This window comes from Mesorhizobium sp. BAC0120 (assembly GCF_033542235.1).
GTDB lineage: Bacteria > Pseudomonadota > Alphaproteobacteria > Rhizobiales > Rhizobiaceae > JAWRCU01.
Window position 1 is genome coordinate 629146 of record NZ_JAWRCU010000003.1, and the last position, 15655, is coordinate 644800.

The 15655-nt window shown below is 63.1% G+C and carries 14 protein-coding genes; 10 read left to right on the plus strand and 4 right to left on the minus strand.

The genetic code is table 11. The annotated features are described in order from the left end of the window. Positions 1-14 precede the first annotated feature (14 nt). The 5 genes from SAZ10_RS09900 (at position 15) to lpdA (ending at position 7270) form a co-directional block, all read left to right on the plus strand. Entirely contained in the window at positions 15-3002 is a 2988-nt protein-coding gene (locus tag SAZ10_RS09900; protein ID WP_318609035.1) for a 2-oxoglutarate dehydrogenase E1 component, read from the plus strand. Between the two features lie 36 nt (positions 3003-3038). Further along, positions 3039-4337 (plus strand): 2-oxoglutarate dehydrogenase complex dihydrolipoyllysine-residue succinyltransferase, encoded by a 1299-nt coding sequence (gene odhB / locus SAZ10_RS09905; RefSeq protein ID WP_318609036.1) that lies wholly within the window; start codon positions 3039-3041, stop codon positions 4335-4337. 150 nt (positions 4338-4487) lie between these two features. Then, the gene (locus tag SAZ10_RS09910) at positions 4488-4889 is read left to right on the plus strand and encodes an MAPEG family protein (RefSeq protein ID WP_318609038.1); all 402 of its coding nucleotides are present in this window, start codon (positions 4488-4490) and stop codon (positions 4887-4889) included. Positions 4890-4939: 50 nt separating this feature from the next. Further along, the gene (locus tag SAZ10_RS09915) at positions 4940-5737 is read left to right on the plus strand and encodes a hypothetical protein (RefSeq protein ID WP_318609039.1); all 798 of its coding nucleotides are present in this window, start codon (positions 4940-4942) and stop codon (positions 5735-5737) included. A gap of 123 nt (positions 5738-5860) precedes the next feature. After that, on the plus strand, positions 5861-7270 hold the full coding sequence (gene lpdA / locus SAZ10_RS09920; RefSeq protein WP_318609040.1) for a dihydrolipoyl dehydrogenase: 1410 nt from the start codon (positions 5861-5863) through the stop codon (positions 7268-7270). A 255-nt stretch (positions 7271-7525) separates the two neighbouring features. Here lpdA and SAZ10_RS09925 read toward each other — a convergent pair whose 3' ends face one another. The 4 genes from SAZ10_RS09925 to SAZ10_RS09940 all read right to left on the minus strand — a co-directional run bounded on the left by SAZ10_RS09925 (position 7526) and on the right by SAZ10_RS09940 (position 10665). Then, complete coding sequence (locus SAZ10_RS09925) at positions 7526-7870, minus strand: hypothetical protein (RefSeq protein ID WP_318609041.1); 345 nt, start codon at positions 7868-7870, stop codon at positions 7526-7528. A gap of 217 nt (positions 7871-8087) precedes the next feature. After that, the gene (locus tag SAZ10_RS09930; RefSeq protein ID WP_318609042.1) at positions 8088-8306 is read right to left on the minus strand and encodes a hypothetical protein; all 219 of its coding nucleotides are present in this window, start codon (positions 8304-8306) and stop codon (positions 8088-8090) included. 76 nt (positions 8307-8382) lie between these two features. Continuing rightward, positions 8383-9447: a TraB/GumN family protein gene (locus tag SAZ10_RS09935; RefSeq protein ID WP_318609043.1), complete on the minus strand. Its 1065-nt coding sequence runs from the start codon at positions 9445-9447 to the stop codon at positions 8383-8385. A 279-nt stretch (positions 9448-9726) separates the two neighbouring features. Next, positions 9727-10665, minus strand: a complete 939-nt coding sequence (locus SAZ10_RS09940; RefSeq protein ID WP_318609044.1) for a tyrosine recombinase XerC — start codon at positions 10663-10665, stop codon at positions 9727-9729. 124 nt (positions 10666-10789) lie between these two features. Here SAZ10_RS09940 and rimM point away from each other — a divergent pair, with 124 nt between their 5' ends. The 5 genes from rimM to SAZ10_RS09965 all read left to right on the plus strand — a co-directional run bounded on the left by rimM (position 10790) and on the right by SAZ10_RS09965 (position 15052). Further along, the gene (gene rimM / locus SAZ10_RS09945; RefSeq protein ID WP_318609045.1) at positions 10790-11401 is read left to right on the plus strand and encodes a ribosome maturation factor RimM; all 612 of its coding nucleotides are present in this window, start codon (positions 10790-10792) and stop codon (positions 11399-11401) included. Beyond that, on the plus strand, positions 11398-12087 hold the full coding sequence (gene trmD / locus SAZ10_RS09950) for a tRNA (guanosine(37)-N1)-methyltransferase TrmD (RefSeq protein ID WP_318609133.1): 690 nt from the start codon (positions 11398-11400) through the stop codon (positions 12085-12087). Before rimM ends, trmD begins: the two co-directional genes overlap by 4 nt. A 173-nt stretch (positions 12088-12260) precedes the next feature. Beyond that, positions 12261-13235 carry a bile acid:sodium symporter family protein gene (locus SAZ10_RS09955; RefSeq protein WP_318609046.1) on the plus strand — a complete coding sequence of 325 codons (975 nt, stop codon included), beginning with the start codon at positions 12261-12263 and terminating at the stop codon, positions 13233-13235. A gap of 234 nt (positions 13236-13469) precedes the next feature. Beyond that, positions 13470-13976: a 50S ribosomal protein L19 gene (gene rplS / locus SAZ10_RS09960; RefSeq protein ID WP_318609047.1), complete on the plus strand. Its 507-nt coding sequence runs from the start codon at positions 13470-13472 to the stop codon at positions 13974-13976. Positions 13977-14293: 317 nt separating this feature from the next. Further along, entirely contained in the window at positions 14294-15052 is a 759-nt protein-coding gene (locus SAZ10_RS09965; RefSeq protein ID WP_318609048.1) for a thioredoxin family protein, read from the plus strand. Positions 15053-15655: the final 603 nt, after the last annotated feature.

Sequence of the window (15655 nt, forward strand, 5' to 3'; positions counted from 1 at the left end):
CGGTAAGAACAAAGATGTCACGGCAAGACCAGGCCAACGACCGTTTCTCTGTCACGTCGTTCCTCTATGGCGGCAACGCTGCCTATATCGAGGAGCTCCAGGCGAGCTACGAGAAAGATCCCTCCTCGGTGAACGAGGAGTGGCGGGAGTTCTTCGCAGCGCTCGCTGACGACGCGGCCGACGTGAAGAAGAACGCTGAAGGCGCATCGTGGAAGCTGCGCAACTGGCCGATCCAGGCGAATGGCGAGCTGGTCTCCGCGCTCGACGGCAACTGGACCTTGGTCGAGAAGCACATCGAAAAGAAGGTCAAGGACAAGGCCGTCGCCAACGGCCAGGTCATGTCCCAGGATGAGGTGCATCAGGCGACCCGCGATTCGGTGCGCGCCATCATGATGATCCGCGCCTTCCGCATGCGCGGTCACCTGCATGCCAATCTCGATCCGCTTGGCCTTGCCAAGCCGCTCGAGGACTACAACGAGCTCTCCCCCGAGAATTACGGATTCACCGAGGCCGACTACGACCGGCCGATCTTCCTGGACAACGTCCTCGGTCTCGAGTTCGCCACCATCCGGCAGATGCTCGAGATCCTGACCCGGACATACTGCTCGACGCTTGGCGTGGAGTTCATGCACATCTCCTCGCCCGAGGAGAAGGCTTGGATTCAGGAGCGCATCGAAGGGCCTGACAAGGGCATCGCGTTCACCGACAATGGCAAGCGTGCGATCCTGCAGAAGCTGATCGAGGCGGAAGGCTTCGAGCAGTTCATCGACGTCAAATACAAGGGCACCAAGCGCTTTGGCCTCGACGGCGGCGAATCGCTGATCCCGGCGCTTGAGCAGATCATCAAGCGCGGCGGCCAGCTCGGCATGAAGGAGATCGTGCTCGGCATGGCCCATCGCGGCCGCCTCAACGTCCTCTCTCAGGTCATGGGCAAGCCGCACCGCGCCATCTTCCACGAGTTCAAGGGCGGCTCCGCCGCTCCGGACGACGTCGAGGGTTCGGGCGACGTGAAGTACCATCTCGGCGCCTCGTCGGACCGCGAGTTCGACAGCAATAAGGTACACCTGTCGCTCACCGCCAACCCCTCGCATCTGGAGATCGTCGACCCGGTCGTCATGGGCAAGGCGCGCGCCAAGCAGGACCAGCTCTTCGGCCGCACCCGCGAGGAGATTGTACCGCTCGACGAGCGCGCCAAGGTGCTGCCGCTGCTGATCCACGGGGATGCGGCGTTTGCCGGCCAGGGCGTGGTCGCCGAGATCCTCGGCCTGTCCGGCCTGCGCGGGCATCGCGTCGCCGGCACGCTGCACGTCATCATCAACAACCAGATCGGCTTCACCACCAATCCGCGCTTCTCGCGCTCCTCGCCCTATCCGTCGGACGTGGCCAAGATGATCGAGGCGCCGATCTTTCATGTGAACGGCGACGATCCGGAAGCCGTGGTCTATGCGGCCAAGATCGCGATCGAGTTCCGCATGAAGTTCCACAAGCCGGTGGTCATCGACATGTTCTGCTATCGGCGCTTCGGTCACAATGAGGGCGACGAGCCGGCCTTCACGCAGCCGATCATGTACCGCACGATCCGCTCGCATAAGTCGGCGCTGCAGCTCTATGCAGACAAGCTGATCAGCGAAGGGCTGATCGCGAGCGCGGATATCGACAAGATGAAGGCCGACTGGCGCGCGCATCTGGAGTCGGAATTCGAGGTCGGCCAGCACTACAAGCCGAACAAGGCCGACTGGCTGGACGGCGCCTGGTCCGGCCTGCGCACCGCCGACAATCAGGACGAGCAGCGCCGCGGCAAGACCGCCGTGCCGATTAAGACGCTGAAGGAGATCGGCAAGAAGCTCACCGAGGTTCCCAAGGGTTTCGAAGTCCACAAGACCATCGGCCGCTTCCTCGACAATCGCCGCACGGCAATCGAATCGGGTGAGGGCATCGACTGGGCGACGGCGGAGGCGCTTGCCTTCGGTTCGATCCTCCTCGAAGGCAATCCGATCCGCCTTTCGGGGCAGGATTCCGAGCGCGGCACCTTCTCGCAACGCCATTCGGTTCTCTACGACCAGCGCGACGAGACCCGCTATATTCCGCTCAACAATCTGTCGCCAGCGCAAGCCGGCTACGAGGTTATCAATTCGATGCTCTCGGAAGAGGCGGTGCTCGGCTTCGAATACGGCTATTCGCTCGCCGAGCCGCGCGCGCTGACGCTGTGGGAGGCACAGTTCGGCGACTTCGCCAACGGCGCTCAGGTGGTGTTCGACCAGTTCATCTCTTCGGGCGAGCGCAAATGGCTGAGAATGTCGGGGCTCGTCTGCCTCTTGCCGCATGGCTATGAGGGCCAGGGGCCGGAGCACTCCTCGGCGAGACTGGAGCGCTTCCTGCAGCTTTGCGCCGAAGACAACATGCAGGTGGCCAACGTTACCACGCCGGCTAATTATTTCCACATCCTGCGTCGTCAATTGAAGCGGGACTTCCGCAAGCCGCTCATCCTGATGACGCCGAAGTCGCTGCTGCGTCATAAGCGGGCGGTCTCGACCATGGCGGAAATTTCCGGCGAGAGCTCGTTCCATCGCCTGTTGTGGGACGACGCGCAGCTGCTTCCCAACCAGCCGATCAAGCTGGTCAAGGATTCCAAGATCCGTCGCGTCGTGATGTGCTCGGGCAAGGTCTATTACGACCTTTACGAGGAGCGTGAGAAGCGCGGCATCAACGACATCTACCTACTGCGTGTCGAGCAGCTCTATCCGTTCCCGGCCAAGGCGCTGATCAACGAGCTGTCGCGCTTCCGCAATGCGGAGATGACGTGGTGCCAGGAGGAGCCCAAGAACATGGGCGCCTGGTCGTTCATCGACCCCTATCTGGAATGGGTGCTCGCCCATATCGACGCCAAGCACCAGCGCGTGCGTTACACCGGCCGCCCGGCTTCAGCCTCGCCGGCGACCGGGCTGATGTCAAAACATCTCGAGCAGCTATCGGCGCTGCTCGAGGACGCACTCGGCGAATAGACTTGAAACAGCGAATTTGAGGAACGGAAACCACCAATGGCAACCGAAATCCGTGTTCCGACGCTTGGCGAATCGGTCACCGAGGCCACGATCGGCAAGTGGTTCAAGAAGATAGGCGACGCCGTTGCCGCCGATGAGACGCTGGTCGAGCTCGAGACCGACAAGGTGACGGTCGAGGTTCCCTCGCCGGCGGCCGGCGTACTTTCGGAAATCGCCGCCAAGGATGGCGAAACGGTGGGTGTCGGTGCCATTCTCGGTGCGATCGATGCCGCTGCCGCAGGCAAAGCCAAGGCCGAAGCTCCTGCCAGGGCCGAAGCAGCTGCCGCGCCGCGCGCGAGGCAGGAAGCCGTCGCCCAGGCGTCCGCGCCAACCGCCGCTTCGACGGTCAAGGAGGCTGCCGCACAGACGGCGAAGCTCGCCGGTGAAGGACCGCTCGAAGAGCGCAGGATGCCGCCGGCGCCTTCAGCCGCCAAGCTGCTTGCAGAAAGCAATATCCCCGTCGACCATGTGCAGGGAACTGGCAAGCGCGGCCAGGTGCTGAAAGGCGACGTGCTCGACTTCATCGCGCGGGGAGCGCCCTCGCAGCCGGTGGAGACGCCGAAAGTTGCCCGCGCGCCGTCGGCTCCCGAGGACGAGTCGCGCGAGGAGCGGGTGCGCATGACCAAGCTGCGCCAGACCATCGCGCGGCGGCTCAAGGATGCGCAGGCGACTGCGGCCATGCTCACCACCTTCAACGAGGTGGATATGAGCGCAGTCATGGAAATCCGCTCGAAGTACAAGGACGTGTTCGAGAAGCGGCACGGCGTGAAGCTCGGCTTCATGGGCTTCTTCACCAAGGCGGTCTGCCATGCGCTGAAGGAGATCCCGGCGGTCAACGCCGAGATCGACGGCACCGACATCCTCTACAAGAACTACGCCCATATCGGCGTCGCTGTCGGCACCGACAAGGGCCTTGTGGTGCCGGTCGTGCGCAATGCGGACTCGCTGTCGATCGCCGAGATCGAGAAGGAGATCGGCCGGCTGGGCGTGGCGGCGCGCGACGGCAAGCTGGCGGTTGCCGACATGATGGGCGGCACCTTCACCATCTCCAATGGCGGCGTGTACGGCTCGCTGATGTCGACGCCGATCCTGAACGCACCGCAATCCGGCATTCTCGGCATGCACAAAATCCAGGAGCGGCCGGTCGTCGTCGGCGGCCAGATCGTGGTGCGGCCGATGATGTATCTGGCGCTCAGCTACGACCACCGCATCGTCGACGGCAGGGAAGCCGTGACCTTCCTGGTGCGCGTCAAGGAGAGCCTGGAAGATCCGGCAAGGCTGGTACTGGACCTGTAAGGGGAGCATGCATCCGTCCAGCTCATCGGCATGATTGGATGAGCTTTTGTCGCAGCGTTGCCGCAACGCGGAGCAGGAAGCACTTGAAGCTTCGCCGCGTTGTGGAATGGTGATGGTTGAGCTTCGCCTGATTTCCATGGGAGGGATGGGATGGAAACCGCTGCTGCTTCGACCGAAATCACCGTGCTCATCTGGAGCGTTGTTCTCCTCTTGGCGCAGATCGTTGCGCAGGCCGTCGCCATTTACGACTTCGGCCCAAAATATCTGTTCAGCTCCAGGGACGAGGAACGTCGGCCGAACGTTCTCGCCGGCCGTCTCTATCGCGCGCTTAAGAACCTGCTCGAAACCTACCCCGCTTTCATCGCCCTCGCACTGGCGCTCGTGGTCACCGGCAAGGCCGGCGGCAGCGCGGCCACTGGCGCCTGGCTCTGGCTCGCAGCGCGGGTCGTCTATGTGCTTCTCTATGCCGCGGGTGTGCCGGTCCTGCGAACGCTTGCCTGGATCGTGTCATTCGTCGGGCTGCTCATGATGCTTGCGCGGCTGGCCGCCTGATGCCGCGCCAACCGAACCGAGAGCCCGGACAGAAGAAGAGCAGACGGCACTTGCGGCGGCTGTCCGATATCGGCCGCACCACCTGCGCTTTGACCGCGACGTTGCTGTTTCTGCTTCTGCCAGCCCCGGCGGAGTCGGATTCCGTCCCGGATTACAGGCTCGACGCCGAGAGTCTTGCCGTCGCCTTCGCTGCTTATGCCGACAGCGTGGCCGAGCTGCACCAGTTCCTGACCGCTTGCACTGCAGCTGATGGGTCGAATTGGGACCAGTCCGTGGGACTGCTTTCAGCGACAATGCAGGGGGCCGGTCTGGAACAGTCGGAGATCGAGGCCGTCGGAAAGCGGCTGACGGCTGGCGCCACCGCAACCTACGACTGCGCGAGCGAGGTCGCGAAGGCGCGGCTGCAGCAGGAGGCGCCGAAGGACTGGGTGGAATTCCACAAGGATTCGCTCGCCAATCTTGGTGTCGAGATCGCAATGCCGGTACCGCAGACCGATACGCGCCTCGCCGCCATACGCGCCATTTTCGCAAGGCACATACCGGACCAGGCCCGCATGCTGAACTGCACGGCGCTGGTCACAGCACGCTGGTTCCCGGCAGCTTACCACGATTGGGAAGGTGTCGTGCACCAGGCTGGGGACGCGATGACCGCCGCAGGCTTCGACGAGGAGACGGTTGCCTCCGTGATCGATCCGGCGCGTGCCAGGAACCTGATGAGACCCGTCGCCGATCGACAGGCGGCCATCGCCGACTGCCTGGCCGATGACGGATGGATGAGGCGCTACGCCGATTTCAGTTCGTTTACACTGGGAGGCGAGGTCAGCGAGGCGCTCGCGGCCAAGCCTTGACCGCCGCCGCAATTTCGCATCGGAGGGTTGCCAGGAAAGCATCGTTGCGGCATGGCAACCCTGCGCCGCCGACCATACCTTCCACGCGGTGTACGGCCTGACAGCAATGAGGAATCGAGAGCGATGGCTTCTTATGACGTTGTGGTGATCGGGTCGGGGCCTGGCGGTTATGTCTGTGCCATTAAGGCGGCGCAGCTCGGCCTGAAGGTCGCCGTGGTCGAGAAGCGGGAGACCTTCGGGGGCACCTGCCTCAACATCGGCTGCATCCCGTCCAAAGCGCTGCTCCACGCGTCGGAGATTTTCGCCGAGGCCGGCCACAGCTTCGGTGAGCTAGGTGTGGAAATCGCAAACCCGAAGCTCAACCTCCAGAAGATGTTGGCGCACAAGGATGCGACGGTCACTGCCAACGTCAACGGTGTCGCCTTCCTATTCAAGAAGAACAAGATCGAGGCACTGCGCGGCACCGGCAGGATCATCGCCGCCGGAAAGGTCTCGGTCACCGGGGAAGACGGTACGGTCGAGGAAATCGAGGCGAAGAACATCGTCGTTGCGACGGGCTCTGATGTCGCCGGCATTCCCGGCGTCGAGCTTGAGTTCGACGAGAAGGTCATTGTCTCCTCGACCGGCGCGCTCGAGCTTGCCAAGGTGCCGGCTAGCATGATTGTGGTCGGCGGCGGCGTCATCGGCCTGGAGCTCGGCTCGGTCTGGGCGCGGCTCGGCTCCAAGGTGACCGTGGTCGAATATCTCGACACGATCCTGGGCGGCATGGATGGCGAGGTCGCCAAGCAGCTGCAGCGCATGCTTGCCAAGCAGGGCATCGAGTTCAAGCTCGGCTGCAAAGTCACCGCCGTGACGAAAAGCAAGAAGGGCGCGGCTGTAACCTTCGAACCGGTGAAGGGCGGCGATGCCGAAACCATTTCCGGCGACGTCGTGCTGGTCGCTACCGGCCGCAAGCCATACACCGAGGGGCTGGGACTTGCCGAGGCTGGCGTAGCGCTCGACGAACGCGGCCGCATCAAGGTCGATGGGCACCTGCGCACCAATGTCGAAGGAATCTATGCGATCGGCGACGTGATCGCCGGGCCGATGCTGGCGCACAAGGCCGAGGACGAGGGCGTGGCGGTCGCCGAGATGATTGCCGGCCAGGCCGGCCATGTGAATTATGAGGTGATCCCGAGTGTCGTTTACACAAGCCCGGAAGTGGCCTCGGTCGGCAAGACCGAGGAGGAATTGAAAGCCGCGGGCGTCGCCTACAAGACCGGCAAATTCCCGTTCAGCGCCAACGGCAGGGCGCGCGCCATGCTGAAGACCGAAGGCTTCGTCAAGATCCTCGCCGACCAGAAGACCGATCGGGTTCTTGGCGCTCACATCGTCGGCTTCGGTGCCGGGGAGCTCATCCAGGAGGCTTCGGTGCTGATGGAATTCGGCGGCTCTTCCGAAGATCTCGCCCGCACCTGCCACCCGCACCCGACCATGTCGGAATCGGTGAAGGAAGCCGCACTCGCCGCATTCTTCAAGCCGATCCACATCTGAGGCAACTCGCGGGGGCGAGCATTATAGCGTCTGCAATTCTCCCAGCTCAGCGCTGCCCCTCACCCTTACCCTCTCCCCGTAAAGGACTGTAAAGGACGGGGAGTGGGGGTCATCAGCGTCGCCGTTAATCTCTCCCCGGGTCGAATGCTTTGCAGAAAGAGCGGGGCGGGGGGACGTCTCAGAACCCCTCTCCCCGTTTTTCACGGGGAGAGGGTGAGAGCGAGGGGCAGCGCCAACCTAAAACTAGGGGCCACCTTATTGAGCCGGCTGAGTGCTCGGCGGAGTGGCAGGCGCCGGAGCAGGCTCGCCCGGTGTCGTTGCGGTCGCCGGCGGACTGGCCGGTGGGGCCGTCGTCTCCGTCATGCCCGATCCGAAGATGTAGAAGGCGATAGCCGCCAGTATGACGATTGCGGCCGCGATCATCAGACCGCTGCCGCCGGTGCCGCGGGCATATTCCGCGTTGCGGAGAGCGGCTTCAGGATCGCGACTCTCAGTCGTCAGCGGGTCGGGCCCGAGTGGATCCACCCGTGGCGCCAAATTGGCCGGATCGTCCTGAGGACGCGGCGGATCGAAATCGTACTTGCGTGCGGGTTCAGCCATGGCATTTCTCCATCAACTACATGTAATCGGATGCATGATGATGGCAAAACGCAGCCGGTCTGGATCGGTTTCACGAAAGCATGATCACGAACCAAGGTCAGTGCAGCAAACTTTGCAGAATTTTCCGAAAAGATCGGGCTGAAAGACAAACGACTGGGGCGGAATGCATCACTCCGCCCCAGCTCATTCTGCACTGTCGCGCGGTCTGGCCTCGAAGCTACTTGGTTTCGGCCGGAGAGACGGCCTTGTCTTTCTTCACGACGACCGTGGACTGCGTCGACTGAGAGTTCGGCATCGACATGTTCTTCTGGCCGTCGGTGGCCGTGCTTGCCACCTTCATCTCATCCACCTTGGAGGCGGTCTGATGGAAATCGCAGGCACTTGCCTGTGCGGCCGCGAGGCCGAGCGACGCCGCGAGGATCGGAAGTCTGGTCATTCCCGTCTCCTTCGTTTCGCGAGGCGGGAAAGATAGCAGAGATGCCGACGCCGGCAAAATCACGCTTTACGCAGGGTTAGTTGACGGCGGTCACACTGTGGCCGCTTTTCCTTAAAAGCTCGATCAGCCCGTCCGGCCCAGGCAGATGCAACGCGCCGACGGCAATGAAGGCATTGCCCGCAGCCAGGATCGGCTGGGCGTTCTTCACCATCGTCTTGTTGCGCTCGACGATCATCGCCTGCTCGAAAGCGGCATAGCCCGCATCATCGTCCGCCTCGGGCAACACGGCACGGAAGAGTGGCCAGAAGGTGCCGGTGTCTCCCTTCGTGTAAAGCACGATCATGGTCTCCACCACGTCATTGATCCGATCACCGAGTTTCACCGTCTCGACCAGCGCTTTGAGATGAAAATCCATCGGCAACGAGGCCATGGCTTTGAACTGGTCGACGACGGTCTCGAGCCCTTCGAGCTTCTTGCCTTCGGCCTTGGCGTCCTGGGCAAGCTTCACGTCGAGCACCGGCGCACCGGCCGCCTTGCGCGAGAGCTCGCACACCGGCAGCGCAACCATGGACGAAAGAATCCAGGGCTTCATCTTCGATACGGCGGAGAGCGCGATACCCCTTTCGGCTAGACCAGCCTCCAGCGCCTTCTGGTCGGCAGGCGGCAGGAGCGACACCAGCGTGGTGCCATCGGTGAACATCATGAGATCAGGATTCTTCGCCAACGTCGCCATCATGGCACCCTGATCGAGGATCTCGGTGGTCTCGATGACCACGGTGCCGGCCCTTTCGAAGACCTGCTTCGCATCCGGCGTCAGCTCCGTCACGCGTGGGTCGGTCATGTGCATGGTGCCGAACAGGTAGGACGGCTGAGCACCCTCCGTCTCCACCTTCCAGAGCAGACCCTTGCCGTTGAGGGTCTTCGAGGCTTCCGCTTCGATCCTGCTCAGCAGCGCGGGATTGTCCGCCGCGAGTTCGGCCAGCATGTCCTTTCCCGTGCACTGTGCGGCAGCCGCCCGCGCCTTTGCCGAAGCGAGCGCAAGCACGATGAGAAAGGCCAGAAAGAAAAGCACGTTGACAGCAGCGATCAGCTTCAGTGCAAGGATCGCGGTACGGTCGGCAGCTGCAATGGCGCGTTTCATGCGCGGACTAATATTAGCCAAATACGGCGAATCCGTTAAGCGAAAAGGCCAAATCCGGCCTTTGGGGCCTGTATCGCGATCAGGCACAGGGCAGTCGCATATGGCACGAAGGACCCCCACTCCGCCTCGCTTCGCTCGGCACCTCTCCCCCTCAAAAGGGGAGAGGAAGGGCGCCAAGCCTCACGGCCGGCACTTCCTCTCCCCCGTCGATCGGGGGAGAGGTGGTTCGCGAAGCGAACCGGAGTGGGGGTCGACCTCATAGGCGCGGCTGCCTCGGGATCATGCGCGCGGATGGGCTCGCTCGTAGATGTCGAGCAGTCGCTCGGTATCGACGCCGGTGTAGACCTGCGTCGTCGACAGACTGGCATGCCCGAGCAGCTCCTGGATGGTGCGCAGGTCGCCGCCGCGGCCGAGCAGATGCGTTGCGAAGGAATGGCGCAGCGCATGCGGAGTCGCCGTTTCCGGCAGGTTGAGCGCGGAGCGCAGCTTGCGCATCTCGCGCTGAACGATCGCTGCAGCAAGCGCGCCGCCCCGCGCGCCGCGGAACAGCAGGCCCTGCGGATCGAGATGGAACGGACAAAGCCGCCTGTACTCCGCAACAGCCTTGTAGGCGACCGGCAGGAGGGGCACCAGCCGGGTCTTGCCGCCCTTGCCGGTGACGCGGATCACCGCATCGCCTTCGTTGGCCAGATCTGCGGCGGTGAGGCCGAGCGCTTCTGAAATTCGCAAGCCCGAGCCATAGAGCAAAGTGAGCACGGCTGCGTTGCGCGCAGCGATCCACGGTTCTTCGGCAAGCTGCTCGCCCGACGAGACGACGCGTTTTGCGTCGCCGGAGGTCAACGGCTTCGGCAGCGATTTCGGCTGCTTCGGGGCGCGGAGCGCGACGGCGCCTGCGGCGTTGGCCAGACCGCGACGCTCGAGATAGCGCAGGAAAGAGCGGACACCGGCAAGCCCTCGGCCCAGCGTGCGGGCGCCCGCACCATCCGAACGGCGGCTGGCCAGGAAGGCGCGCAGGTCGGCGGGCCTCAAATTGCCGACATCGCCGAGCCCCGGCGCGCCGCCGAGATGGCCCGTCAGGAATTGCAGGAATTGCCGTGTGTCCCGCTCATAGGCATCGAGCGTCAGCGCCGCCAGCCGCCGCTCACCTGACAGCATCTTCAACCAGGCCTCGCGCGCCGCCTGCAGGTCGGGCTGCGCCGGAATGAGAAATTGCTGCATGGCATCGCTCTGTTTGGCAGCCGATGCTGGACCAAGATGGTTAGCAATAGGTTGAGCATGCCAGTTTGGGTGATCTCGGAACCAGAATGGTTCCTTTTGCCGCCAGAATGGTTAGAGAGGCAGGATGGTAAAGCTCCAAAACCCCGTCCTTATGGCCGTCATCGGCGCCGCGCATGGCATCCGCGGCGAGCTGCGCGTGAAGACCTTCACCGCCGACCCGCTGGCGCTTGGCGACTATGGTCCCCTCTCCGCAAGGGACGGCCGCGTTTTCGAGATCGCCGGAATCAGGCCTCAAGGGAATGTGGTCGTCGTCCGCTTCGAGGGCGTCGGTGACCGGAATAGGGCCGAGGCGCTGACCGGCACCGAGCTTTTCATCGATCGCAGCGCGCTTCCTGGAGAGCTAGAGGAAGAGGAGTTCTATCACGCCGACCTTGTCGGCATGGCGGTCCTGGATCAGAGCGGCGCGGAGATCGGCAAGGTGAGCGCCGTGCAGAACTATGGCGCCGGTGACATTCTTGAGATCAAGGGGCCCGGCCTCGACGCGGTTCTGGTTCCCTTCACCAAGGCGGCGGTGCCAGCGGTTGACGTCGCTTTGCGCAGGATCCGCGTCGACACGACCGCAGCCGGACTTGCCGAGGACGGGGAGGAAGGGCCGGAGCACATTTCGGCTGCTCCGGTCGGCTTTGATCCGAAGCGACGGCCGCGCGGCCCGCGCGAAGCCGGGGGCAATCACTGATGTTCCGCGCCAGTGTGCTCACCCTCTATCCGGAGATGTTCCCGGGCGCGCTCGGCCTGTCGCTTGCCGGCCGCGCGTTGGAAGCCGGTACCTGGGCGCTCGACGTGACCCAGATCCGAGATTTCGCCACGGACCGCCACCGCACGGTGGACGACACGCCGGCAGGCGGCGGCGCCGGCATGGTGATGCGCGCCGACATATTGGCGAGGGCGATCGACCAGGTTTCGACGCCGGACGATCCGCGCCCGCGGCTCCTGATGAGCCCGCGCGGCAGGCCCCTGACGCAGGCGAGGGTGCGCGACCTGGCCGCAGGAGCGGGCATCGTCATCATCTGCGGCCGCTTCGAAGGCGTCGACCAGCGCGTGATCGAGGCGCGCAATCTCGAAGAGGTTTCGGTCGGCGACTATATATTGTCTGGCGGCGAGCCGGCCGCGCTGGTGCTGCTCGACGCGGTCGTGCGGCTCCTGCCCGGCGTCATGGGCAATTCGGAGTCGGGCCTGCATGAGAGTTTCGAGCATGGGCTCCTCGAACATCCGCACTACACCCGCCCGCAGGAATTCGAAGGGCGGTCGATTCCGGAAATCCTGACCTCCGGCAACCACGCCAGGATCGCAGCCTGGCGGCGCGAGCAGGCAGAGAAGCTGACGCGAGAGCGAAGGCCGGATCTGCTCGAGCCCGGGCAGTGAAGTTCCGGCGCTTCGCGAAGTTGACCGTTCGATTTCGGCAATCGCAAGGGCGCTCGACTTGATGAACAGGATCGCCGAAGCTAAAGCGTGACTTCGTCCCGTTCGGGGCTCCTACACGTTGTAGCCCACCGCAACCATCGAGGGCTGCGCGGCGATCACGGCAGAGAAATCTCGTGAAGTTGAAGATTGATTATTTTCTCGCCGGCCTTGTCTGCGTCGTCATCGCCGGCTTCATTTTTCCGGCTCTCGGAGCGAGTGGCGGTCCGATTCATCTCGACCTCGTGACGGACTATGGCATCAGCGGCGTGTTCTTCCTCTACGGTCTGACGCTCGCGCCCGAAAGGATGCTGCAGGGCTTCAAGAACATCAAAGTGCATGTTGCGGTCCAGCTCCTGACCTTCGCCGTCTTTCCTGCCGTCGTGCTGGTGGCGCAATCGGTTTTGCCCGACTTCCTTCCCAGCACGGTGAAAATCGGACTGTTCTATGTGGCGGCGCTGCCTTCGACTGTCTCCTCTTCTGTGGCAATGGTGTCGCTGGCGCGAGGCAACGTGCCGGTTGCGCTGTTCAATGCCACTCTGTCGAGCCTCATCGGGGTGGTGCTGACGCCGCTCTGGATGGCCTGGTACCTGCATAGCGTGGGAATCTCGATTCCCCTGTTGCCTACTCTGGCCAAGGTCGGCCTGGTCGTCGTCGTCCCGATCGTGCTGGGTCAGATCGGACGGCATTGGCTGCTCGGCTGGATCACCCGCAACAGCTATTGGGTGAAGCATGTCGACCGCTTCATCATCCTTGCGATCGTGATGAACTCGGTGTCGGATGCAACGGCGGCTGGAATCTGGATGAACTACAAGCCAATCCTGCTCGTCGAGACTGCCCTTGCCGCGATGCTTCTGTTCGTCGTGATTTACGTGATAGCCCTCGGCCTCTCCCGCCTGCTCGGCTTCGATCGCGACAACAAGATCGCGTTCCTGTTTTGCGGATCGAAGAAGTCGCTTGCCGTCGGGGTCCCGCTGGCCCCGGTGATATTCGGGAATATGCCCGATATCGGCCTCGTCATCGTGCCGATCATGGTATTCCACTTCTTCCAGCTAGTGGTCGTAAGCGGCATAGCTTCCCGCTATGCACGGACTGCGCCCCACAGCGTTTAGTCCTGGGAAGATCGCCCGGCACGAAATAATCACCGGCACGGCGTGACAAGCGGGACGGAACCGTGTATGAGCCCGCGCGAAACCGGCGGAGGCCCGCCGGAACCCGTCAACAAGCACAGTGAATTCGCCCCTGCGTTTCGCCTTCGCTGCAAACGCATAGCCGAGCGGTCAGAGATACCGCACAGCGATCGTCGGGCGCTCTGGCTGTCGAAAGAACAAGAAGAGGTTACCGCGATGGATCTCATTCGTCAGCTCGAGGCCGAGCAGGCCGCCAAGATCTTGGCAAAGCGCAAGCTCCCGGAATTCCAGCCCGGCGACACAGTGCGCGTCAATGTGCGTGTCACCGAAGGGTCGCGCACCCGTGTGCAGGCTTATGAGGGCGTGGTGATCGCGCGCTCCGGCTCGGGCTTCCAGGAGAATTTCACCGTCCGCAAGATCTCCTACGGTGAAGGCGTCGAGCGCGTTTTCCCGATCTATTCGCCCATGGTGGAGGGCGTCGAGATCGTGCGTCGCGGCAAGGTGCGCCGCGCCAAGCTCTATTATCTGCGTGATCGCCGCGGCAAGTCGGCCCGTATTTCCGAGAACACCGGCGTGCGCGCCCGCAAGCTGAACGATGCCGAACGCGATGCGATGAACGCTGAGCGTGAGCGGCTCGAGGCTGAAAAGGTCGCCGCCGCCGAGGCGCTTGCGGTCGAAAAGGCAGCAGAGGACGCTGCCGAAAAGAAGGCCGCCAGCGAGTAAGCCTTCGCCGCTGATCGAGCGGCTAACTGCCCTGAAGCATGATGCCGAACCAAACCTCCGTGCAGCAAGAAGTTGCAGGTTGTTAGGGAAGGGTTATGCCGCAAGAACAAGGCGCTGTAGAAACCCTGTCCGGACGACCGGCGGGGTTTTCTGCTTTAAACTGCCCGCAACGCTGAACGAGCGGGCTAGGACGCGCCCTTTGTTTCCAGCTCGACTGTGGCGATTCACCGCAACGTGACTTCCCGTTGACTCGGGCTTCTGCCTAAGTTCTGGTCGACTGAGAACGTGCCGGCGATCCGGCGAGGAAAGAAGCGACTATGGTGAAGGGCACACTCCTGCGGCTCGCAGCCGCAACGGTGGTGGCTGGGTTTTTGCTTGGCCCCGCCGCGGCGGGCGAGACGAAGAAGCCCGCCGGAGTGGTCGAGCTTTTCACGAGCCAGGGTTGCAGTTCGTGCCCACCCGCCGACGCCATCTTCGCCGACCTGGTGAAGAAGCAGGACATCATCGCGCTCGCCTATCATGTCGACTATTGGGACTATCTCGGCTGGCAGGACACGCTGGCTTCGCCGGATAATACCGAGCGCCAGTACAATTACGCCAAGTCGTTCGGCGCGCATGCGGTCTATACGCCGCAGGCGGTCATCAACGGCCGCACTCATGTCAGTGGCTCCAGCCGCTCCGATATCGCCGGAGCTCTCACCAGGTTCGACAAGGCGGGCCAGGGCATGAGCGTCGATATCAAGGTGATGCGCGCCGGTGATTCGATCGTCATCGACGCCGGCGAGGGAGCGGGCGACGAGCAGGGCAAGGTCATCCTCGTCTATTACGATCCGGCACACCCCGTAACTATCGATCGCGGTGAGAACCGCGGCAGGACTGTCATTTACTGGAATGCCGTGACGGCCATTCAGACGGCGGGCATGTGGCACGGCGCTGCCGCCCGCTACGAGTTCCCGGCAAGCGAGATCGCCAAGAAGGGCACCGGCGGGTGTGCGGTCCTTCTTCAGTCGATGAGCGACAAGGGCCTGCCCGGCCCGATCCTCGGCGCAGCGCTGATCGACGGCACGACGAAATAGCGTCTGGCGGCCAGGAGCGGCGATTGCCGACGGCTCCTAAGAATTGACCTTGGCACCACCCCTCACCTCGCTGCCGCCATCCACTCTCCGTAAACGGTAGGGCAATTGCATGGGGAAAGCGCGACGCCGGTGACCCCCTCCCCCTTGTGGGGGGCCCACAAGGGGGAGGGGGTCGCCGGCGCCGCGCCCTTATGCAATTTCCCTGTCGTCAGGTGGAGAGGTGCAGAGCGGCCGGGACTGCTACGCGATACGCGATTGCCCTGCCGTAGACGGGTAGAGGCAGGACTGCCGCTTTGTTTGTCACTCAAGAGCGATCAGCATTGCCCTGCAATCGGCCACCAAAAAACCGGCGCCAGCTGATGCTGACACCGGTTCTAATGGTTTTGGGATCGTCGCACCTGGTTCCTTGCAAAAACCAGGGTTGGTTCGATCCGACTCTGGCCCCGTGGGCGGGGGGCTTGGGGTTTACGGAGCCGGCGCCGGACCGAACCGTCTCAGGCAACGAGTGGATGGTCGTCGGAGATTGGGGCGCGAGGTAGGATAAAAGACGGCGGGATTGTGGCGATCAGTCACCAATCGTTACTGCTTTGTAATGTTCGTGAT